Raw genomic sequence first — 23,028 nt, 5'->3', positions numbered from 1 at the left:
TTATTATTTACTTCATAGTAATTTGAATGCTATTGTAATTCGTTTTCAGTAGGTTATAAAAATACAATCCTATTTCAGTAACAGCAAAACATTCCAGAATTAACTTAATAGTATATTTTTTCTATATCAGACTTTATATTAGTATATGTTTTATAAATTTGCACAACAATTTTAAACAACATTTACGGGCAGTATTTTAGCCTGTTAAGCATTACTTTTTCATTATGTCAATTGGATATAAGCATTCATTAAATCTTTTGGTTTATAGCTAATTTAAAAAGGCTTAAGGCTTTTTTATGAAACCAGTTTCTGCAATTTTCGAGAAAAATAGTAAGATTTTAAACAATCATTTATCTTTTTTAAAATTGTGCTTTTATAAAAAAAGACAACGGCTAATCATTATCGTACATTCTTCAAAAATTATATTATAATAGTAATTAAATACCATGCTGAAAAACAACAAACCCCAAGTTTTACTCATTATTCTTTTTAGTTTATTTTTTTCCCTTAATTCGTTTTCTCAAAAAAATATTTGGGGAGGAATTGAAATCGGACGTCGCGCCATCAAAGTTTCTGTTCTTGATGTAAGTAACATCAGAAAAGCCGATTATAAAATATTATACTTCTCTACAGACAGAATTGCTTTTGCGGATCATATTGGTGCTACAGGAGAACTTTCTCAGGAAGATTTAACCAGAACCGGAATTACTGTTGTAGCACAGTTGAATAAAATAAAAGAAGAATTTAAAATCCCCGAAGAAAATATCTTTATCGTAGCAGCACCTGTTTTTGCATCTGCACGTAATATTGATGCTCTAAAAAAGAAAATCAGTGTTCTAACAGCCAAAGAACTTGAAATATTAAACGTTAACGAAGAAGCTAAAACCTTGATTAAAGGTGCAATGCCTCCGGTTGATTATAATAATGCTTTCTTGCTTGATATTGGAGCTCAAAATACCAAAGGCGGATATATTGACGAACTTGAAGATGGAAAGTTAGAGTTTGTACCTCTAGAGCTTGATTTTGGTACAATGACACTTACAGATGCTGTACAAAAGAAAGTGGTAAACCCAAATCAGGCAAATGATATGTCTGTATATCAGGAAAAATCTTTTGATTTTAATACCGTTTTACGTAAAAAAGTAAAAGAAATGCTGGATGCAAACCCGCTTTTGGCTAAAAAAGAAAAAATATATTTATCTGGAGGAGCTGTTTGGGCTTTTGCAACATTATATTACGATCAAAACGTAAAGAACCATTATGTTGCTTTAACTATGGAAGACGTTATCGATTATGATGCGGTTTTAAAGAACAACTTCAGTAAGTTTACCACCTACGCAAAAACGAATACAGAGGCAGCGAGAGTTTTAAGTACGTATGACCAAAAATACCTAATCTCTGCAAACAATATTTTATTGTCATGTTTAGAGAGTATCCCGAATTTAGCATCAAAGAAAATTTTGTTTGTAAAAGAAGGACAAGTAACATGGTTGATCTCTTATATTGCAGACCGTTCTAAAAAAGTGAATACCAATTTTTAAGGTAAACAACGATAAAAAAAAGCTTCAGAGAAATCTGGAGCTTTTTTTTATGCGTAAAATAAATGTAATATTTCTTTATGTAGTTCCCGAAACCAAATGCTCATTAATTATATCCAGCAATTCAAATTCATCGCTTGGAAACAGTTGTAATACTTGCTCTAAAACCAATGCCACATTTATAGCCGACTTTTTATCATTTTCGGGATCCAGCGCCAGAATACACAATTTTAGCATTTCGGTAATAACACAACCCAACTCAGCATAATTTAGTACTTTGATTTCGGTATTATAGGTTTTACCAACAGTCGGTTTTAGTTTATTTAGATATTGTGCTGATAATTTTTGAATGTATTCTAAATTTTTGATTTCCATTGTTGCTATTTATTTTATTTTGAGGCTTCAAATTTCTTAAGTTATTTTCATTAAAAGGTTATCTTGTATGATAACTGAGGAAAAAACTTTCATTTTTGGAAATACAAATGCAACGCTTTCAACTTTAGAAAAAGCGTGCGATGCCTTACAAATAGACTTTATTGAGTTGTTTAAATAGTGACTTTTATTTAATAATAGATTGTATAGAAGTATTTATAGCATCTAAATTATTTTGTTTGTTATTGGTCATTAAAATAATCGTGAAAGTGGTAGTAGCAACAAGCAAAGCCTGATAATTAAAGGCAGCGCCGTCGTGTATGTGATTTACAACTTTGCCCTGTTGAATATTTCCTTCTCCAAGTCCCGTTTGATTTCCATCCGAAAAAGGATTAAAAAGTTCCTGAGTAGATTCGGGAGTGATAAGTTTGAATGCATTTATGGCTTGTGACCATTTGTAAAAATCTTCCAAATTTAATGCAGTCCAGCCCGAAATATTGTATTTAATATTGTCTTGTTTTCCCGTATTATTATAAGATTTGGCGAAGAATTTTTCCTGTTCGTCAGGATCAACAACTCCGTTTTTTATTCCAACTGGCAGAAGTATTTTTTTTACCACAAAATCGTTAAAAGACATTTTAGTGATTTTTTCTATAATTCTTCTTTGCAAAAACACATTATTGTTATTGTAATCATACTTTGTTCCCGGCTCAAAATCAGGAGATTTTGTGTTTTTTAATTCCGTCATATTATCAGAATCCTGATTGACTTCGTTCCATTTTATTTGTGGTAGTCCACTTGTATATTGAAGCAAATGAATGATTTTAATTTTATTTGCCCATAAAGGAAGTTCAGGCAAAAACTTAGTGATAGTATCTTCCAGCTTTAGTTTGCCTTGTTCTTTTAGCATCATAATACCAACAGCATTAAATTCTTTAGCAATAGAACCAATGTGAAATCTGTATTTTTTGTTTAATTGAATAGTATTACTGGCATCTGCCTGTCCAAAAGCTTTCTCATAGATTACTTTTCCATTTTGAGCAATCAGAACATTGCCGTTGAATGTTTTTGTTTTTTGTAAAGACTCAAATAAACTGTCAAGTTTTGCATCTTTCTGTACGGACTGGCTGGAAATAGTACCACAAGTAATAAGGAAGATAATAAGAAGAAAAATTCTGCTTTGTGTATTTGGAGTCATGACGTAAATTTCAATAAATATAAAAAATAATATTTATCTGAAGTATGCTCAATTAGTTCTCATTAAGGTTAATTTTTCCGAAATTAGAAATTTATTATTTATTATTTAAAAGCAAAAAGCCTCCAAAATCAAAATGATCTTGAAGGCTTTTTACTTTTATAGAAACCAGAATTTATTACAAATTCAAATCTTTAAATCCTGAAACTTCGGTAGAAACTTCTCCTAACCAGCCACCTTCGGCGCGGTTGGAGTTGTACACTTTGATATAATCAACACCTTTTAGTTTTACAGGTTCACCTTTTGCATTTACAGCCCAGCTTATGTCTATTTGACCTCTAACGTCGGCATTTGCCCAGTTGTCTGTGTAACCCCAGTCGTAAGCAGGATTTGCCCAGTTGTTTCCTTTTCCGGATTTATCGTAGATATTAGATTTCAGGAAAGTTCCTTTAAAAGTAACACTGCTTCCTTTCCACATTGGGTAGAACGTTTGTTTGTGAAAAGAGTTTTTAGAAACATAACCAGTTTGTCCTTGATTATCAGTCCAACGAATGTAATTTGGTTCATTCGGGTTTACAGGTTCAGCGTCTGGTTTGTAATACGTGATTTCGTAGTTTTTAATAGTAGTTGGTTTATTGTGCTCAGAACCGGCAATTTCGTACCATTCGTCATCCGCTTTTCCATTTCCGTTGGCATCATAAGAAACCATTACAATTCCCGGCTCAGCCCAGTCTGTAAAAGCATTTCCTAAAACCACAAAATCATTTCCTTCTTTATTGATAATCGTATGGTCAAAACCAAATTGTACGTAACCACCAAATCCGCCAAGGCTTATCATACTTCCGGAAGTTAAAGCAGTTTCGGCTTTTACACGCATAGTTTCATCTGTATCTGCTATTGTTGCAGCCGGTAATGCATTTGTAAATTGTCCCGGTGCAGGGAAGAAATCAAAAACGTTGGTAATTCTGTTTAAATACGTTTTATCATTTACAGTTAAAGTAAAAGTTTTAGAATTTTCGCCCACGCCATTTTTCGCTTTAAAAACAATATTGTACGTTCCCGGAGTAGAGAAAATAGAAAATAAATCTGCTGTTGCAGCTACTTCTGCATCGTTTACCAACCATTTGTAAGTTGCTCCGGCTGCGTTTGTCAGTTGAGGCTGAACTCTGAACCATTGCATTTTATCTACCACAAAACCACCAGCAGGACTTGCTAAAGTTATTTCGGGAGCACTTGCCAGAATACTAATTGTGCGACCATCTGCAAATGTAAAAGTCATAGTACCGTTGGCCAATGAAACCGCTGTAATTTCAGCCGCATCTTTTCCTTTTTGACCAGAAGCCGATATTCCGCTGTCAACATCATTTATAATCCAGTTTCCATTTGAACCGATAGCAATTTTTGGAGTTTCACCTTTCTCTCCATTTTGACCGCTTTCTCCTTTTGCAGATTTTCCGGTATCTACACCATCAATCCACCAATTGCCATTTTCTCCAATTTTTATAAAAGATGAGGTATCGCGAACCGTTAATTTGGTTCCGTCACTCATGGTAATTACATAGCTGCCTTCTTTGGTTTCGTAACTTACTACATACAAACGTTTGTTGAGTACATCTAATAAGTTTTCATACTGCGCCATTCTGCTTTTTAAATCATTAACATCATTTTTCAAATCGTTAATATCATCTTTATAACATCCTGACAAAAGCAGGATAACAGACAAGGCAAGTAAAATTTTTTTCATGTTTTAAAATTTAAGGGTTTTTAGTTTTTATTGTTTTCTTTAGTTTAAAAGCAAAATGAGCAGGAATATCACCAGTTGTTACAGTAAATTTTGTTTGACCATTTTGATCAATACAATACAGTTTTCCTGGCGAAACATAATCACCGGCATCTGTAACGAAGATGTTTAAGGATATTGGATCAACAGCTAAACCGTAAGGCGTTTTAATTTCGTCTGTAACCGCTTTAGGTAAAAAACTTCCGGAAAGTAAAGTCTCGCTTTTTACATCGATCACAGAATAATTAATCTTATAATCGAAAGTGGTATAACTAAATTCTGATCCAATAATGTAGGCTTTGTCGCCCACGATAGTAAGATTGGAACAAGCAATATCAAAGGATTTCTTGATCTGATCGGTTTTGGTATCAATCACATAAAGTTTTGAAGGAATATCATAATAATCACCTCTTGAACTTACGTACAAATCGCCATCGGCATCGGCTTCAAGGCGGTGAAGATTAATAGCGACTTCTATATCTTTGGTTTTTGTAAACGTTTTTAGATCGATTACCGAAATTGTTTTTTCATAATTAGGCGGACTATAACCTCCTGAATTGGCTACATAAAGTTTGTCTCCCACAACGGCCATTTCCTCAGGCTGACGGCCTACTTTTACTGTTCTGGTAATTTGCAATGCTGTAGTGTCAATTTCGGCTACAAATCCGTTTGGGGAATTTTCACCCAGTTCTACTTCGCCATCATACGCACTTGCAAAAGCTTTTCCGTTTGCAAATGTTATGTATCTACAGTTTTTTACCTCAATAACTTTCAAACGTTTAGAAGTCGTTGCATCCATAACTTCAATTTTGTTAGAGTTATTGATCACTGCATATACTTTACTTCCGTAAACGCCAATATCGTTTCCAACATCTCCCAAACCTAATGTAGCATCAGGATTTGCCTGTCCGTATACATTACGACGGTACGTTCCGGTAGCATAATCATAATAATCTAATGAAGCTTTGTTCATGTTCATGTTTCCTTCATTAAGCAGATAAAAACCATCTACTGTTGTGACAACTTCGGGCGGAAGCACAACGACTTCTTCGGGAATAATGGGATCCTCTTCCTGACATCCCTGAAGGCCAATGGCTATAAAAGCGAGTAAGAGCCAAAATTTAAAATTTGTTTTCATAGTTGTTTATTTAGGTTTTGAATGTTCTCATCAAAAATTGACGGATAATGTAAGACGGTAATTTCTTCCCGGCATAGGAAAGTTCAGGACGACATCGTAATATTGGTTAAATACATTATTGATTTCACCACTTACTTTTGTTGGGAATTTTGAAATTTTCCCATCCCATATCAAAGCCATATCGCTGGTGTACCAAGGCTTTACATAATTTACAGGTATATTGGCTTTTTGACTGTATCGTTCTCCTGTATAAATAAAACTGTAATTGACTGACCAGTTTTTCCAGTTTACAGATGAGGTTACCGTGCCGCTATTGCGTGGTGTGTAAGGAATCTGATCTCCGTAAGTAGTGCCTTTTGGTGTAATGTCTATTGCCTTCTGATAGGTATAACTCAAACCTAAATCAAGAAATATTTGCTCTGGAAATCTAAAAACAAAGTTGGTATTGAGTTCCAGACCCCGAATATCTACGACACCAAGATTCATCATTGTCCATCTAAAAAGGTTAGAAGAGGGCATGGCCACAATTTTGTCTTTTACTTTATTGTAATAAACATCGGCCTGGAAAGATGCGGATTGTAAAAACTTTTTGGGCTCAATTAGGTAAGTCGTTCCAAAATCGTATTGTGTTGTAAATTCAGGTTTTAAAGAACTGTTGCCTATAAAAGTATAATACAAATCATTGAAAGTAGGCATTCTGAAAGATTCTTTATAAAATGCTCTTATTCTGAAGTTTTTGCTGTCGAATGGCTGAAACGAAGCCGAAACAACCGGACAAAAAACATGCTGACTATCGCCTTGCTGATAATATTTGACCTGTTCATCAACATAAGCGCCTAAAAGATTGGCCTGAATATCGAGTCTTTGCCAATGCATTTCGGTAGATAATGCACCTAAATAAGAATATCGCGTCGGGTACGGAAATCGGTATAAATTGGCATCGAGCGTATTAATAGAAAAATCGGTTGCAAAAGATACTTTCCACCAATCCTTAACCGTATACTGATTGACAACCGAGGCATAAAATTCATTTTGATAATAACGATTATCCAGTGCGCCTTCAAGCGTTTTATAATCCGGATCGATATAACGACTATAATCTCTGCTGAATTTTACATTGGCTAATAATTCGTATTTTTTTGAAAATGTATTTTGATACGATCCGTGAACAAAAAAGTTCCTGTCCCATTGTCTTTGGTAGTAATCGTAGCGGTTGGCGAGAATGGCACCTGGAAGTCCGCGTTCTGAATCGTAGTAATAGGCTTTAAGTGAAGCTTCTCCGTTTGCACCTACTTTGGCATGAAGATTTAATTCACTTCGTAAAGCCTCAATATCTCCATTTTGCCGAACGGCTGTAGTATCATAACCGTTTTTTTTCTGATAACGATATTTGTATTTTCCATCGGCAGTAAGCCATTCTGTACTTGCCGTAAGTGAGATTGTAGAAGTTATTTTTTGCTGATAAAGCACAGAAGGATTAAAAAGTCCGAATGATCCTGTTTTAACAGAAGCTTTTACATTTGCCTTTTTTCCGGAAGTAAAGACAGGAGTTTTGGTTTTGAGATAAAGTGTACTTGAAGCAAAAAAACCTCTCGCAGGCTGAAAAATAGTCGATTTCTGACCATTATATAGTTCGATGGCTTCAATATTGTCAAGCGTATATTTGCCTAAATCAACTTGTCCGTTTTGGGCATTTGCCACGCTCATTCCGTCATAAAAAACTGCTGTGTGTGCGCTTCCCAAACTTCGGACATTGATGGTTTTTAAACCGCCAATTCCGCCATAATCTTTTAGCTGAACGCCCGAAAAATACCGTATCGCATCGGCAACCGTAAGACTGTTGAGTTTTTCCAGTTGTTTTCCGGACAGGATCTGAACCGGCATTGGCGATTCTAACTTAAACTCGCGTTTGCTTGTAGTTAGAATTACCTCTTTTAAATGGTTAGGTTGCAAAGAATCAGCTTCTTTATGAACCTCATGGGGTTTATCCTGTGCATAAACCGGACTTATAAATAAAATCCACGCCAATGAGAATAAGCCACCATGTAGCAGGCGATAACGCCTATGTTTACATAAGTGCATAATAAAATACTCTATTTAAACTAAATAGTTATTAACGGAAAAATCGAAATCAAATGTTAGTTTGATAGTTGTGCTTTTTTCAAAACTCTGGTCCACGAGAGTCTGAATTTATGTGCAGTGGCAGGTCTCCTGACTTATTCCCATTTTGATCGGCCTTCCCACATTTAGAAAAAATGCAGTGGCAAAAGATTAGATTTTAAAAGCTTTTAAAAAGCACAAAATCTGCCAAAATGTTGCATGGAATTTACAGTAACGGGCTTGTTCAGGATTTGCACCTGATTCCCTCTTCGTTAACTAAACTTGATAAGTATAGCTAAACCATTGCGGGCGCAAAGGTAAATAAACTATGCATGTTTATACAAGATATTTGATAAAAAAACTTTTAATTCTTTTATTTTCTGTGTTTTGTTGAAATACTTTCTTAAAAAAGAGCGCATTTTTAAACATTTTTTAAAGTCTTCATTTTCGGATTAATGGTATTAGTTTCAGTGTTTTTCAATAATAAATGACACTTAAAATGTACTAAACATGGTTGCAACTTATAATTTGCAACCATGTTTGAACCTGAAAAGAAAGAAGTACTTTTTTTTAATTTAATTTTATAAGATGTTACTAAACAGACCTTTTGTAAAACCGCCTAAACCACAATTATGAAAAAGCTTACTTCCATTTTAATTATTGCATTTTTAATAACAACAGCCTGCAAGAAAGAAAAATTTGCCGATGCAACAAATGCTGTTGATGCCAATATTTCTTCAGACTCGATAACGGCCATTGCAAAAGAAGCCTGGATTTATGGGTATCCAATATTTTATAATTACAAGACTATATATTCCAGTGCAGTCAATAAAGATGCAAAAGAATTTATGGGATTTAATAAATTTAGAAGCGTTGCCATGAGCGCCACGCCTGCGGATACATTGGTTGTAACCATAAATAATGATACTCCATATTCTACAGCAGCGATTAATGTTTCTGATGAACCTGTAATTCTTCAGATTCCAAAAATTGACGGTGACCGCTATTTTGTGATGCAATTGACAGATTTGTATACTTTTAATTTTGAATATGTTGGATCGCGCGCAACAGGAAATCAGGGAGGAAAATACCTTATCGCGGGTCCGGACTGGAAAGGTGAAACACCAAAAGGAATTGATAAAGTTTTACATTCAGAGACGAATTTAATTTTTTTAATTGGTCGTACAGAGTTGGATAGCCCTGCAGATATACCTAATCTTAAAAAAATACAAGCACAATACAAATTGATTCCGTTACACGAATACACAAAAGAAGCTGTTCCGGCTGAAAAAAAATACAATTTGCCACTTCCTGCCTGGAAAGAAGCCGATTTTAGTTCTCCGGAATTTATTAATGTATTGAATTCGTTATTGCAATACGCGAGTGTAGATGAAAGCGAAAAGGGACTTCGCGAACGTTTTGCTAAAATAGGAATTGTTCCGGGTGTAGCTTTTGATAGTTCTAAATATCCCGCAGAAACCATAAAAGCCATAGAAAAAGGAATCGCAGAAGCGAAACAGGAATTGGAAACTAAAACAAATGAGGTTAAAGATTATACAAGCTTATTTGGTACAAGAGCGGCATTAAAAAATAACTATTTGAATCGCGCCATTGCCGCAGCTGCAGGAATATACGGTAATACAAAAGAGGAAGCCGTTTATACTGGAAGTGCTGTTGATAAAGACAATCAGCCTTTATCAGGAAATAATAAATATGTAATACGATTTTCAAAAAATCAGCTTCCTGAAGCCAAGTATTTCTGGAGTATTACGATGTATAATTTACCTAAACGTTTTTTGGTTCCAAATCCAATTCAGAGATATTCTATTGGAGAAAAAACAAAAGGCCTGAAATATGAAGCCAACGGAGATTTGATAATTTATTTAGAAGCAACATCGCCGGGAAAAGACAAAGAAAGCAATTGGCTGCCTACGCCTAAAAATGAAAATTTTATGTATGTAATGCGTATTTACGGACCACAACCCGATGTAATTAATGGGGTTTGGAAAATGCCTTTACCGGAAAAAGTAAAATAGACCACTTAAAAAGTATACTGATAAAAATCCGTTGGGTGAAATTTGTTTTAACACATAGAAACATAGCTTTTCTAAACTTTAGAAAAAGGCGTTTCACTAATTTCAATGCACATAGCTATGTGTTAAAGCTTGTTTTTTTAATGATCTTAACCCGTTGGGGGTAATTAAAATAACATAAATTTTGACGCGGATTAGACAGATTCATTATCATGAAAACGCGGATAAAACGGATTTGTATAAAGAATTTAAAAAAAATCCGTTTTATCCGCGTTTTTACGAAGTAAATCCGTTTTATCCGCGTGCTATTTTAAAATGTAAAAAAGCCTTTCGAATGGATTTCTCCATAGAAAGGCTTTTATACTAACACTAATTCAAAATATTTGGGGGCTCTTTTTAAAGTTTCTTATAGAACTTTATATTTCTGTGATTTCCAGTACAACGCTAGATTCTACTTTAGAGGAAGAAACTCTTAAACCTACATTCATCAGGTAATCTCCTGTAAAAGATTCGCCAGATTCTTCAATCGTTTTTTTTGCTTCAGGCATTATGTTTATTTCTTCTATTTTATATGTTTTCTTTGGATCTAATCCCTGAAAGCGAACAGCATTATATTGCGGATCATAAAGCGGATGTAGTGTATAAGAGAATAAAACAGCTTTGCTTTTAGACTCGTTTACATACATTAAAACGGCACGGGTTTCCTCATAAGGAGAAACCATTCTGTACATATCGCCATGCCAGATTACCTCACTTAAGCGTTTGTAGTTGGCAACTGCATCCTGAGTATATTTTAATTCTTTTTCTTTCAGTTCCTTTATATTAATATCAAAACCTAATTTACCCATCATGGCAACATCAGTTTTGAATTTAATAGACTGATTTCCCCATGAAGTAACATGATTACAGATTGAAAATGCCGGGAAAAACTGAGAATATCCCCATTGTATAAATACTCTGTTGAACGGATCGGTATTGTCACTTGCCCAAAATTCAGTGAAATAATTAAGCAGTGCGTAATCGGTTCTTCCGCCACCGCCGGCGCAAAGCATCATAGGTAAATGCGGATATTTTGTTTTAATTCGATCTAAAACTTTATATAAACCGTTAGTATATTCAATAAACAAATGTGATTGCTGATTCTTTAAATAAGTAGAGTAGGCGTTGGTCATCATTCGGTTACAATCCCATTTAAAAAAGGCAACACCAGAATTGGTCTGCATAATATCATCAACAGTCTTGAAAACAAAATCCTGTACTTGCGGATTGCATAAATCCAGAACCAATTGTGAACGATAATAACTCTCGGGTCTGTTTGGCAATTTTAAAACCCAGTCCGGATGTTTTTCATACAATTCGCTTTTCGGGTTCACCATTTCCGGTTCAATCCAGATTCCGAATTTTACGCCCGTTTTTTCTGCTTCCTGCATTAGAAAACCAATTCCGTTTGGCAATTTTGTTTTAGTAGCCTGCCAGTCTCCCAAACCAGATTTATCGCCGCTTCTTGGGTATTTATTTCCAAACCAGCCATCATCCAGCAAAAATAGATCAACGCCTAACGTTTTAGAATCGGCAAACATGTCGGTTAGCTTCTTTTCATCAAAATTAAAAAATGTCGTTTCCCAGTTGTTTAATAAAGTCAAACGGGATTTATCACCATCTTTAATTCCATAATTCTTCGCCCATGAATGTAAATTTCGGCTCGCTTGTCCTTTTCCTTTATTCGAAAAAGTATAAATAAAAGAAGGTGTTGTAAAAACTTTTCCCGGTTGTAAACTATATTCAGAGGCAAAAGGGTTGATTCCGGAACTTATTCTAAGCGAATTTTTATTGTCTAATTCAAAAGCAAATTTAAAATTTCCTGACCACGCAATCGTCCCGGCAACAAGATCTCCCGAATTTTCTTCGGCTTTAGCATTTAGCGACAGAAAGAAAACAGGAGTCTGATACATATTGGTACGAACGCCCAATTTAGAATCAATTACTTTGGTACCGCTCGTTAACTGGCTTTCCTGCATGCGAACTTCCTTTGCCCAGTCACCATGAAACTGAGTCAGCCAGTATTGATCTGCATCAAAATGCAACATTGATGAAGCATAGTTATAAAGCGTTACAGGTTTCTTTTCATGATGTACAATTTCCGTCCATTGCTCAATAATATTTTCCTTATAAAAAGATTTGTAATGAAGCGTTACCTCTACAGGATAAACAGGGTCCTTCATTTTTACCATAGTTTCAGTAGTATTCCCATCAATTTTTGCAGTATTATGACTTACGTAAACCAATTCCAGAGATGGGTTTCCGTCATTGTGCGTCATTCTGATTGCCGATTCAAATAAATTCTCTGTACCATAAGTCGGGTAAGCCTGATGTCTTAAATTAACCAAAGGATTTCCGTCATTAATAACAAACGATTTGGTGTTCTCTTTCGATAAAGCGTTATATCCAAAGTCACTTTCCAGTTTTGTCCCTAAATAAGCCTGGTAAAGAGATCCGTTTTTTGCCGCTTTTAAAATCAAAGCAGTGTTTTGGGTTTCGATCTTAATTTGTGCTTCTTGCGCCTGCACTTTGCAAAACAAGATGGTGAATGCCAGTAGAAATAGTTTTTTCATAATAGTTATTTAGTAATAGTAAGCGTATGTTGTAATTGTGGTTTTAAATTTCTAAAGCATAGTTGAAAGGTGCACAATGGCACTTTTAAACTAAAATTGGATCAATTAATGTAATTGATTGAGAATGTCATTATGTAGCAATTCGGGGTTTTATATTGTTGAATTCACAATATAAATAGCTATGATATGAGATTCTGTTGCTTAAATTATGAAATTATGAAATTCAAAAGTAGAACAAATCAGAATTTGTTACATACCTGTACCTACCAGTTTATTTTTGATACACCAAAAAACTCGTTCTTATTATAAGAATATTTTAGGTTTATAATATTCTAAAAAATGCGACAAATAGTATATTTTCCTGAATAGATAAAAATGAATAAAAAGAAGTAGAAAAATCGAAGAATTTCTCACTTTGAACTGTATTGGCAAGGATAACTTTTTACCAGAATAATGGATTATAAGATTTGTTAAAATAGTATTTTGAAATGGATAGAATTTTTTGAAGAAGAAAATAATTTGAAAATAAATCAGCCATTATATTTACTACCGAAAACCCTACCAGTGAAAGAAATTCGCCTTTTTGAGCTCATTTTTGAGATATAATTCCACCAAAAATCAATCTGAAGCAAAAAATTAACGGCTAAAAATATTGTTGCATTCGTAATATTAACTTTCTTTTTTATGATTCTGATATTTTATTACCTAAAAATCACATCTTAAATCAAAAAACAGGAAATTTAAGCAAGCTTAGTCTTACATATTAACCCATCAATTTGCACTGGTATGGTTTATTGGGTATTTATGGTCAAAATGACCTTGTAAATTTAGTAAAATCTAATTCTGATACTATATTATCCACTTTTTAAAAAGTGAGATTCTATCATTTTAACAAAAAACGGTTGAAAGGCCTTACTCTATTTATTAGTTGTTTTTATCTAAAGAAAGCAATAGACAATTTTGTTCTTAAGATGTTCAGTTTGCAAAAATGGGCTATAAGATGATTACACAATGTTTTATCATTTTTTGTTTTGATTTTTTTGAATGAAATAGTTTTATCTCTTCTCCTGTTTGCAGGTAATTTTTGAAACTGTAAAATATCCGAAAAATCTTCCCTTTTAGATAAAAAGCTGTTTAGTGGTTTTTATTCATATATTATCCACTTTAATTTTTGTATTAATTTAAATTTTACCAATTCTTTGAGGATTTCATAAAAAACTAGTAGGTACTGGTATGTACAAGTTCGTAACATTTATAATTTTGGATTTCAACATCACACTCTTTTCATTACAATCTCAAATGAAAAACCAGAAACGAATTCAAAGAACTTGAATATACATTACTAACCAATAACCATTTAGAAAATGAAATTATTAACCAAAGACAAACAATCTAACGATTGGCTTACTTCTGAAATCTGGAAAGTTACCAAACTGACTTCGGGGATTTTATTAGCCATGACATTACAGGTTTCTGCGGCGACAGAATCAAATGATGCAAAATTTTCTCTGAAGTTAAATGATTTTCCACGTACGGGAAATGATTTATATACGGGAAACTTATCGCTTTCTGAATTATCAAAAAGCACAAATGCGAATGCTTTATCTTATGTAGTTAAGACTGTAAAAGGAAAAGTAACAGGCTCAAAAGGAGAACCGCTTCCTGGAGTGAATGTTATGGTAAAAGGTACAAAAATTGGGGTTACCACGGACTTCGATGGTAATTTTACAATAGATGTTCCGGAGTCAAACAGTATTCTTGTAATCTCTTTTACGGGTTTTGTAACTAGAGAAGTGAGTGCAAATGCGGCAACGAATATTCAACTGGAAGAACAAAATCAGACGTTGAATGAAGTAGTAGTTGTGGGATATGGTACACAAAAAAAAGCGACTACAACGGGAGCAATTGCTTCGATTAAAGGTTCGGTTCTGACTCAAAATGCATCTGCAAACGTTTCAAACGGGATTGCCGGGCGTATGTCTGGAGTAATTGCCAATAACCGTTCAGGAAGACCGGGAGACGATAGTTCAAGTCTTTTAATCAGAGGGTTTAACTCATTTGGATCAGGAACGGGGCCGCTTATTGTTGTAGACGGTATTCCGGATCGTGATTTAAACAGAATTAATCCTGATGATATCGAATCGGTTACGGTTTTAAAAGATGCATCGGCGGCAATTTATGGTGTTCGATCTGCAAACGGAGTAATCTTAGTTACTACAAAAAGAGGTAAAGTAGGTGCGCCAACTATTAAAGTTGATGGTTCTTACGGAATTCAACAATTAACGAGAATGGATGAAAGGGTTAATTCCTGGCAATACATGACGTATTATAATGAACTTAATGCTAATAAAGGAACTACACTTCCTTATGCACAATCAGAAATTGATAAGTATAAAGCAGGAAACGATCCTAATTACACGAGTACAAACTGGCTTAAGGAAGTATACAGAAAAGATGCTCCGCAAACCAATGTTTCGATGTCCGTAAACGGAGGAACTGAGCAAGTAAAATATTTCTTTTCGGGACAATATTTAAATCAGGAAAGTAATCTTAGAGATAGCGACGAACGCTACAGACAGTTTAACTTAAGATCAAATATTGATGTTAATATTACCTCAAACTTTAAGGTAAATCTGGATATCGCGACGCGTAAAGAAGACAGAAATTATCCAGCGCCAAGTATGTCAAGTATTATGCACGAAACGGTAAGTATGTATCCTTTTATTCCGGCGTATTGGAAAAATGGTTATCCATCTTCTGGTATTGCAAATGGAAAAAATCCAATTTTAATGTCTTCTTCGAAAGCGGGTTATGATAAGGTTATAAATTTAATTGTAAACCCAAAAATTGGATTTGACCTGAAATTACCTAAAATTACGGAAGGTTTATCTTTAAGCGGATATGCTGCATTTGACTACAATGTGCGCAGTGAGAAAAAATTCACCAGACCTTGGGATGCTTATGCTTACGATAAAACAAATGACAGTTATAATAACGTAAGAAACAGTACAAGTATAACAAGTGTATTGCAGAATGAGCAAATTACCAATCAAAATACATATTTTATAAAATTAGCTTACGATCGTAAATTTAATAAACATGCATTTAATGCCTTTGCAGGATACGAACAAACAACAACTGACAAAACAGAAACGATTGCTTACAGAAGAGATTTATTAAGTGACCAGTTAGATCAGATTTTTACAGGAAGTACAAAAGGGCAAAATGCAAGTGGAAGTGCTTATCAGGACGGAAGAGAAAGTTACTTAGGAAGAGTAGGGTATAACTACGACAACAAATACTTTGCAGAGGTTGCGGCACGTTACAATGGATCTTTTAATTTCCCATCTTCTACACGTTGGGGTATGTTTCCTTCAGTATCTGCGGGATGGAAAATTTCTGAGGAACCATTTTTCAAAAATAATATAAAAGCAATTGACCAGCTTAAAATAAGAGCTTCATGGGGAAGAATGGGTAATGACGATTTAAAAGAAAAAATTGACAATGTTACTTACCTGAATCAATATATGTTCTTAACCCGATATCAGTTAATTACAGATCAGCAGCTTTACAACTACTTTGGTTCCGATTTTACCCTGAATAATAGTATTTATCTTTCTGCTACTCCAAACCCTTACATTACCTGGGAAATACAGGATTCTAAAAATATCGGTTTTGATTTCGGATTCTTAGGTAACAAATTAACAGCAACTTTTGACTATTTCAGTAATGAAAGATCAGATATTTTAGCAGCAAGAAATGCATCTGTACCATTATATACAGGATTAGCGTTGCCAAAAGAAAATATTGGAAAATCTATCAACAGAGGTACAGACTGGTCTGTAAATTATGCCGATAACACTCATATTTTTAAATACAGTATTGGTTTTAATTTTACATATGCTCAGAGTGAAGTATTGTTTCGCGATGAAGCAGCAAACATTCCGGCATGGCAAAAATCAACAGGAAAAGCTATTGATTCCTGGATGGTGTATCAAACAAACGGCATTTATCGTACACAGGCAGAGGTGGATAATTCAGCTCACTTTGAAGGAGCAAAACCTGGAGATATTTGGGTAAAAGATACAGACAATGATGGTAGTATTACAACAAATGATAAAGTACTGATCCCGGAATCTGCAACACCAAAAATTGCTTATGGTATTCCGATTAGAGCAGAGTACAAAGGATTCTCTGTAGACATGCTTTGGACAGGTCAGGCAAAAGCAAAACAAATGATACTTTCTCAGGCACAAGGTGCAATTATAGCGCCGCCAACCTGGTTGTACAATGACAGATATACAGCAGAAAATCCAAACTCAAAGTATCCTGTAGCCTTCAATGATTCTGATAATAGAAACAATATCGATGCAGACTTCTGGTTAAGAGACGCTTCTTTCTTTAGATTAAAATCTTTAGAAGTATCCTATACTTTACCACAAACATTGCTTTCAAGATTTGGGGTACAAAACATGAGATTTTTTGCAGGAGGTACGAACTTGTTTTCTATCGATCACATGAAAAAATACAACAGAGACCCTGAAACTGATAATAAAACAGGAGTTAGCTATCCACAAACCCGTATCTACAGAATCGGTTTGAGTATTGAATTATAATAGTGCAATAAAAAAACATCAGACATGAAAAATTATAAAACCAATAAACTAACAGATCTAAAAAAGAAGGCTTTTATCTTTGCCTCTTTTTGTATCGCAATTGCCTCTCTTACGTCTTGTAGTGAAGATCCTTTAGACAAAGTTCCGTTAGATTCTTATACAGATGCAACAGTATGGAACGATTTGAAACTTGCTGAAGCTTTTGCTAATAATCTTTATACCGTATTACCAAGTACACAGCACAACTGGAATGACAGAACAAACCGCAGCTGGGTTTTATCTACTGCCTGCGACGAAGCCTTTAATAATTTTAACGACTACGATATCTGGAACCTTAATTCAGGCGCGCTTACACCGGATAATGCAGGTAATTTTGATTCCTGGAAACCAACTTACGCCACAATTCAGAATTGTAACATCTTTTTGTCCCGAATCGATAAAGTTCCCGGTGATGATGCTTGGCGCAACAGATTAAAAGGAGAGGTATTCTTTTTAAGAGCATATGCTTATTTTAAATTAAGCAATGATTACGGTGGAGTTCCTTTGGTAACTGTTCCTTTTGATCTAAACAGTAATTTTGCTGTAGAGCGCAGTTCTTACGATCAATGCGTTGACTTTATTGTTACAGAATTAGACAAAGCAGCAGAGCTATTACCTCTAAATGCTTCGAGTCTGGGCAGAGTTACAAAAGGTGCGGCTTTGGCGATAAAATCAAGAGCATTGCTTTATGCAGCAAGTCCGTTATGGAATACTACTAATGATATGGCAAAATGGAAAAAAGCTTCAGACGCTGCAAAAGCAGTTATGGATCTAAATATCTATCAGCTTTATGATAAAAAATACGAAGATCTTTTTACAACCAATAATTCAGAAATTATTTTTTCTCGTTTGTCTAGTAAAGATCCGCAATGGAGCGCTTTCAACGGAGTAGAAATGTTTAATTCTCCAAGTGGTTTTCATGGTTGGGCCAATTTTGCGCCAAGCCAGGGATTAATTGATGCTTTTGGAACTGCAGATGGAAAAGATATTACAGATGCTTCTTCCGGTTATAATCCACAGAAACCTTACGTAAACAGAGATCCGCGTTTTTACAAAAATATTGTATATGACGGACGTGCATACGGAAAACCTGAATTCTGCAAAGATCGTTACGATGCAGGAAGTTCAAACAAAGCCGAATTTTATGAGGGAGGATTAGATTCTCCTCAGGGATGGGATACGTGGAATGCAAGTAAAACCCGTTACACATTCCGTAAATATTGTGATACAACCTACAATTATAACAGCGAGACACAAACCAACAAAGCCTGGATTATTTCCCGTTTAAGTGAAATTTACCTGAACTATGCCGAAGCACAATTTAAATTAGGTAATGAAGGAACAGCTATTCAGTATTTAAATACACTTAGACAACGTGCAGGAATTACAGCACCATTATCAGGATTGACAGGAACAGCTTTGGAAGATAAAATTCGCAACGAAAGACAAGTTGAATTGTGTCTGGAAGGATTCCGTTATTACGATGTTCGTCGTTGGAAAATTGCCGATGTTACAGAAAACAAACCTTTAATGGGCGTAATAATCACTAAAAATAGTGACGGAACGAGAACTTACACCTACTCAAAAGTTCAGGAGAGAATTTTCAAACCACAGCATTATTTATTACCAATTCCGAGAGATGAAATCAACAGAACAAGTTTGGTTCAAAATCCGGGTTATAATTAAAAAGAACCCGTTGGGTGTAATTATTTTTAACACATAGCAACATAGATTATTTTAAATATCGCTAAAAAGATTTTAAAAAGAAACTAGTTTCTAACACATAGCTATGTTTGTTAATGCAAGTGAAACGCCTTTTTATAGACAAAAAAAGCTATGTTTCTATGTGTTAAAATTATGCTCAACAAATTATATGCAACAATTTAGTTTAATTAATTTGTAAGCAAGCCCACCAAATAGGTTGTGTGGGTTTGCTTTTAAAATTTTAATGATACAATATGATAAAAGGATTTATAATTACAATCGTTAATTGTTGTTTCTTTTTGAATGCATTTGCCCAAAGTACAACAACATTCAAGTCTTCTGATGCTGCGATACAATTAGCTTTTGATCGTGCACAACGTATGGCTTTAAGTTATAAAGGAGACTCCAATGATCCGGTTGGACCGTGGTATGAAGCGGCACTTCCGGCAAGAGCAGCTTTTTGTATGCGCGATGTATCACATCAAAGTATTGGCGCTGAAATACTGGGATTAAGTAAAGAAAACAAAAATATGCTTTCGTTATTTGCTCAGAATATTTCAGAAAATAAGGATTGGTGTTCTTATTGGGAAATCAATAAATTTGGAAAACCGGCACCCGAAGATTATAGAAACGACAAAGAATTCTGGTACAATCTAAACAGTAATTTTGATGTTATGTATGCCTGCTGGAGATTGTATTTATGGACAGGTGACGAAAGCTATATTAATAATCCGGAGTTTGAGAATTTCTTCGAAAAATCAACTACTAATTACATAGAACGCTGGTCACTTCAGGCAGATTCGTTGCTAGCAAGATCCGAATTTAAGAACAGTCCGGTTCCTTTTAATGTAAAAGATGATTTTCATAAATGCCGAGGTTTGGCATCCTATTCTGAAGGAATTCCGGGTTTAATAATGGGAGTCGATTTAGTCGCAGCTATTTATCGCGGATTGATGACGTATTCTGCTGTTTTAAAACAAAAAGGACAATTTGAAAAAGCGCAGTATTTTGAAGATGAAGCAGCAAAATATCAAAAACAAATTGAACAAATCTGGTGGGATGAAAAAGCTTCGGCTTACAATGTAATTTACACTAGTGACGGAAAGTTTAGCAAAGACGGAGGTGAACTTTTTTTATTATGGTTTGATGCTTTAAAAGATGCAGGTCGTACAAAAAAAGCAATTGAACATATTATTTCACAGAAAACCAATGTTGAGAGTTTATCTTATTTACCATTTTTATTATATAAATATGGATTTGAAGATAAAGCTTACGAATATATTTTACATCTCACAGATCCTGCTACAAAAAGAAGAGAATATCCGGAGGTTTCTTATGGTGTAATCGAAGGAATTGTACACGGTTACATGGGTATTCAGGCAGATGCCACAAAAAAAACAATAACAACACTATTTCGCGGAAAAAAAGAGGGCATTTCAGAAGTCGACAATTTGGCTGTATTAAATACAGTGCTTTTTGTAAAACACAACAACCAAACAACAACAACAACAACAACAACACTGCACAACAAAGGCAAAAATGCAATACAATGGAGAGCGATGTTTCCCGGAAATTATAACTCGATAGTAGTAAATGGCAAAAAAATTACCGCCAATCATATTAAAGAAGATAATGGAAACGCTTATACATTTGTTGAGGTTCCGGTAAATGCCGGACAGAAAATAGATGCCGTTTGTCAGTAAAAAAACAACCCATCCAAAGTACTACTAATACAATGGATACAATTAATTTAATTTTAAAAGTAATGAAGAGATCCTTTAGAAAAAAACAAAAGTATTTTCTATTTGTAGCTGTCGCTTTTTGTTTGCTGAGCACTAAAGCATTTTCTCAGGAAGATCGTCGTTGGCAAATGGATCAGGATGGTTCTATTTCCTGGCAAATAAATAATAGTATTCCGCATGACGATCATATCGAGATGAGCGGCAAAAGAATCTCTTGCGTTCTAAGATATGGCGTTGCAGCCGATGGTTCTTTTCATGCAACCCGTAGCCTTGTATGGCCCATGCTTAGAACAATTCCCAACAACACACATGCGAGTTTAACACGCAGATTTGCACAAGATGCCTTTGATTTGGTAACGGTAAATTACAAACCAATTGCATCAGAAAAAGTAACTTCACTAAAGCTCAACGGAACCTTGTTGGTAAAGAGTACCGCCGGAAATACTTTAGAATTAACCCGACAATTTTTTCCATCAACAACTTTGGCAGGCTATTGCGAAATTTACACGATCAAAAACACTGCAGATAAAAGTTGTATAATTGAGATTCCGAAATCAAATGCAATATATACCACAGATGCAGCAAAAGGAACAGAAGGCAGTTATGATTTGCATGTTGATCTTTCTAATTCAGGAAGTTTTAACCTGCAGCCCAATCAGAGCCGAACATTCTCTGTTTTTTATTCCGGCGTAAAAGCAAACGAATCTGCTCCGGTTGCAAATATTGAAGAAGAAAAAAACAAACGTATTCAGTTAATCCATGAAATCTGGGATAAACTGATTTTAGAAACTCCGGATCAGGTTTTAAATACCGAATTTGCTTTTGCCAAAATCAGAGCCTCCGAAAGTATTTTTGAAACCAAAGGCGGGCCTATGCATGGTCCCGGAGGAGAATCGTATTATGCGGCAATTTGGGCCAATGATCAGGCAGAATATATTGGACCTTTCTTTCCGTATTTGGGATATCAATATGGAAATGAAGCTTCTTTAAACGCCTATCTTCAGTTCGCGAAATTCATGAACAAAGAGTATAAACCTATTCCGAGTTCAATTGTTGCCGAAGGAACTGATATTTGGGACGGAGCTGGCGATCGTGGCGATGGCGCAATGATTGCTTATGGAGCAGCTCGTTATGCTCTTTCGAGAGGAAATGCAGAAGAAGCAAAACAATTATGGCCACTAATCGAATGGTGTCTGGAGTATTGCCATAGAAAATTAAACGCAGATGGCATTGTAACTTCAGATTCTGATGAACTCGAAGGACGTCTTCCTGCCGGAAAAGCCAATCTTAATACTTCTTCATTATATTATGATGCCCTTAATTCGGCTGTTTATTTAGGCAAAGCTTTAGGGAAAAATAGTGCACAACTTAAAACTTATAAGACTGAAGCTGAAAAATTAAAAACAGCTATAGAAAAATACTTTGGTGCAAAAGTAGAAGGTTTCGAAACCTATAAATATTACAAAGAAAATGATGTTTTAAGAGCCTGGATCTGTACACCGCTTACAATGGGAATTTACGATCGAAAAGCAGGAACTATAGATGCTTTGTTTTCGCCTAGATTATGGACAAAAGACGGTCTTGCCAGTGTTGCAGGCGACAAAATATTCTGGGATCGCTCGACTTTATATGCGCTTAGAGGTGTTTTGGCAGCGGGAGAAACAGACAAAGCTGTGGATTTTTTACACTATTATTCTAATCGACGTTTATTGGGCGATCACGTTCCGTATCCTGTTGAAGCTTATCCGGAAGGCGATCAGCGTCACCTTTCAGCAGAAAGCGGTTTGTATTGCAGAATTTTCACAGAAGGATTATTCGGAATTCGTCCGACAGGTTTGCACAGTTTCGATTTCACACCAAGACTTCCTAAATCCTGGCCAGTGATGAAATTGCGCCAGATTCATGCTTTCGAAAAAGATTTTGATATAACGGTAGAAAGAGCAGGAAGTAAACTTAAAATAACGATAACAGATGGTAAAAAGGTATTGATAAATAAAGTCATCAAAGACGGAGAGACTGTAAATATCAAACTTTAATAAGTTAAAAAGATTTAATGCTGCACACTTCGTTTCAATCAGGATTTGTGTACACTAAATAAAGGGCGCTTTTTATAAACCAAAACAGGATTCTATGCAATAAAGTAATTAAACCAACGAATT

At 34.9% G+C, this 23,028-nt stretch carries 12 protein-coding genes and 1 riboswitch; of the genes, 6 read left to right on the top strand and 6 right to left on the bottom strand.

The window, feature by feature from the left end; all coding sequences use genetic code 11:
- Positions 1-446 precede the first annotated feature (446 nt).
- Positions 447-1,541, top strand: a complete 1,095-nt coding sequence (locus KHA98_RS09845) for a Ppx/GppA phosphatase family protein (RefSeq protein ID WP_213257680.1) — start codon at positions 447-449, stop codon at positions 1,539-1,541.
- A gap of 75 nt (positions 1,542-1,616) precedes the next feature.
- On the opposite strand, the gene KHA98_RS09840 is transcribed toward KHA98_RS09845, so the two are convergent.
- From KHA98_RS09840 to KHA98_RS09820, 5 genes are all read right to left on the bottom strand, one after another.
- Positions 1,617-1,913, bottom strand: coding sequence for a hypothetical protein (locus KHA98_RS09840; RefSeq protein ID WP_246522266.1), 297 nt, complete (start codon positions 1,911-1,913; stop codon positions 1,617-1,619).
- A gap of 184 nt (positions 1,914-2,097) precedes the next feature.
- On the bottom strand, positions 2,098-3,108 hold the full coding sequence (locus tag KHA98_RS09835) for a serine hydrolase domain-containing protein (protein ID WP_213257678.1): 1,011 nt from the start codon (positions 3,106-3,108) through the stop codon (positions 2,098-2,100).
- Between the two features lie 175 nt (positions 3,109-3,283).
- The gene (locus KHA98_RS09830) at positions 3,284-4,849 is read right to left on the bottom strand and encodes a PL29 family lyase N-terminal domain-containing protein (protein ID WP_213257676.1); all 1,566 of its coding nucleotides are present in this window, start codon (positions 4,847-4,849) and stop codon (positions 3,284-3,286) included.
- A gap of 10 nt (positions 4,850-4,859) precedes the next feature.
- Positions 4,860-6,023 (bottom strand): YncE family protein, encoded by a 1,164-nt coding sequence (locus KHA98_RS09825; RefSeq protein WP_213257674.1) that lies wholly within the window; start codon positions 6,021-6,023, stop codon positions 4,860-4,862.
- A gap of 30 nt (positions 6,024-6,053) precedes the next feature.
- On the bottom strand, positions 6,054-8,105 hold the full coding sequence (locus KHA98_RS09820; protein ID WP_213257673.1) for a TonB-dependent receptor plug domain-containing protein: 2,052 nt from the start codon (positions 8,103-8,105) through the stop codon (positions 6,054-6,056).
- Positions 8,106-8,207: 102 nt separating this feature from the next.
- Positions 8,208-8,443: riboswitch (cobalamin riboswitch) on the bottom strand.
- A 312-nt stretch (positions 8,444-8,755) separates the two neighbouring features.
- On the opposite strand from KHA98_RS09820, the gene KHA98_RS09815 reads away from it, so the two are divergent.
- The gene (locus KHA98_RS09815) at positions 8,756-10,159 is read left to right on the top strand and encodes a DUF1254 domain-containing protein (RefSeq protein ID WP_213257672.1); all 1,404 of its coding nucleotides are present in this window, start codon (positions 8,756-8,758) and stop codon (positions 10,157-10,159) included.
- A 413-nt stretch (positions 10,160-10,572) separates the two neighbouring features.
- Here KHA98_RS09815 and KHA98_RS09810 read toward each other — a convergent pair whose 3' ends face one another.
- Positions 10,573-12,768 (bottom strand): alpha-galactosidase, encoded by a 2,196-nt coding sequence (locus tag KHA98_RS09810; protein ID WP_213257671.1) that lies wholly within the window; start codon positions 12,766-12,768, stop codon positions 10,573-10,575.
- A 1,364-nt stretch (positions 12,769-14,132) separates the two neighbouring features.
- Between KHA98_RS09810 and KHA98_RS09805 the strand changes: the two genes are divergently transcribed.
- The 4 genes from KHA98_RS09805 (at position 14,133) to KHA98_RS09790 (ending at position 22,905) form a co-directional block, all read left to right on the top strand.
- Positions 14,133-17,384 carry a SusC/RagA family TonB-linked outer membrane protein gene (locus KHA98_RS09805; protein ID WP_213257670.1) on the top strand — a complete coding sequence of 1,084 codons (3,252 nt, stop codon included), beginning with the start codon at positions 14,133-14,135 and terminating at the stop codon, positions 17,382-17,384.
- Between the two features lie 24 nt (positions 17,385-17,408).
- On the top strand, positions 17,409-19,109 hold the full coding sequence (locus KHA98_RS09800) for a RagB/SusD family nutrient uptake outer membrane protein (protein ID WP_213257669.1): 1,701 nt from the start codon (positions 17,409-17,411) through the stop codon (positions 19,107-19,109).
- Between the two features lie 272 nt (positions 19,110-19,381).
- The gene (locus KHA98_RS09795) at positions 19,382-20,830 is read left to right on the top strand and encodes a hypothetical protein (RefSeq protein WP_213257668.1); all 1,449 of its coding nucleotides are present in this window, start codon (positions 19,382-19,384) and stop codon (positions 20,828-20,830) included.
- A 32-nt stretch (positions 20,831-20,862) separates the two neighbouring features.
- Positions 20,863-22,905, top strand: a complete 2,043-nt coding sequence (locus KHA98_RS09790) for a hypothetical protein (RefSeq protein WP_246522264.1) — start codon at positions 20,863-20,865, stop codon at positions 22,903-22,905.
- Positions 22,906-23,028: the final 123 nt, after the last annotated feature.

The organism is Flavobacterium branchiicola, assembly GCF_018383905.1.
In the GTDB taxonomy this organism is placed as follows: domain Bacteria; phylum Bacteroidota; class Bacteroidia; order Flavobacteriales; family Flavobacteriaceae; genus Flavobacterium; species Flavobacterium branchiicola.
Note: the sequence above shows the minus strand (reverse complement) of the source record. Positions and strands in the feature narration are given on the sequence as shown.